The sequence below is a fragment of the Endozoicomonas sp. SESOKO4 genome, from assembly GCF_024606275.1.
In genome coordinates, this window is sequence record NZ_JAHHPS010000441.1 from 1 (window position 1) to 1,244 (window position 1,244).

The following is a 1,244-nucleotide window of genomic DNA, read 5'->3' on the forward strand; positions in this document are numbered from 1 at the left end:
ATGTTCTGGCTACCCTGATCAAAAGAGGAATGGCCATCAAACCCGTCGCCTGGAAATCCCTTGACCATCATAAGCAGAGACTGCCTGAGTCTCTGCTTAACAAACTGAGAGAGAGAGTCGAAACATCAGGTACAGAATGCCCCGATGAGATCAAAGAATCACTGTGCCAATATCTGGATAACGTTCAACTCAGGAGAACTGAAGCCTGCGAGCCGGCGCCACAGAGCAGCAATCCTCCAGACGACAAACAAGAAAAACAGGCGTTTGGCAGTTTATGGTTGAAGCTCGACCAGACAGAAGTTTTTGGTACCGAAATACTGAACTTACTGGAAGATTATGGCGATAAAATGGAGCTTATGCACACAGTGACCGTCCTTAAAAAAGCCAAAATTGATATCGATAACCGCATGCTGGAAGGATGGAGGCAACGAGCATGCAGTCAAATAGAGCGGTTAAAAAAACGAGACCCTTTATTATTAGATGTTACTGATGATGTTTATCAGCATTGTCAGGAATTAGAGTTACTTGATGGGTGCGGGAGTATTTTCTAATTCCGTTCATGGCAGACTGGCCAGTGCAGTGCTATACGTCCCGTTGCAAATAACAAAGGTCAATCGATGGTCCTGTGTCTATGGGACGCCCTGAAAAAAACAAAACTGCCTGCTTGGTGGTCCGATCACTGCTGCTGTTAGTGACCATAACGTTTGGGGGGTCGCCGCCTGCATTGGAATTAGTTGGCCCTAGCCCGCTATCAGCCCATTTCTTATATACCAATAAGTTGGTCGTACCTGAACCACCCTACGCTCTTCCGGTTGGGTTTGTGACATTTGCACTCAGTTTTCTGGAGCTGCAGCCAAATAACAGTCCTCTTGAGTCTCTCCAATGGCCTCTCCTACCCGTTTGGCCAATGAAGCAGACACGCGGAATTGCCCCGTTAGCTGAGCCTCCCGAATTTCCGGAGAACACTCCCAATGCGCTGATCGCCACGGGCGCTGCCGGAGGAGATGGTGGCGATAAGCCACCTGACGGATACGAATGGAATCCTGATCCGGAGCCCCAGTCTCACCCTTACCTTGTTCTTGCCCCTGTTCAAAAATGCCTGCAACAAAAAAGACAACTACTTCAAATGCTACGAATCAAACGACTATGGTCTATTGCGACGGGCCAAACTACGCTGGCCCGGATATTATCAGACCGGATCATGGTGATTGAAGCAGATCTTCTTGATCTGGAAAGGTCAGATT

The 1,244-nt window shown here is 48.2% G+C and carries 2 protein-coding genes; both read left to right on the top strand.

All coding sequences use genetic code 11. The annotated features are described in order from the left end of the window. Positions 1-551, top strand: a 551-nt coding sequence (locus tag KDK16_RS08715) for a hypothetical protein (protein WP_257275635.1), incomplete at its 5' end; no start/stop codon positions are given. A gap of 269 nt (positions 552-820) precedes the next feature. After that, positions 821-1,244 (top strand): hypothetical protein (locus KDK16_RS08720; RefSeq protein ID WP_257275636.1); only part of this gene is annotated, 424 nt, incomplete at its 3' end.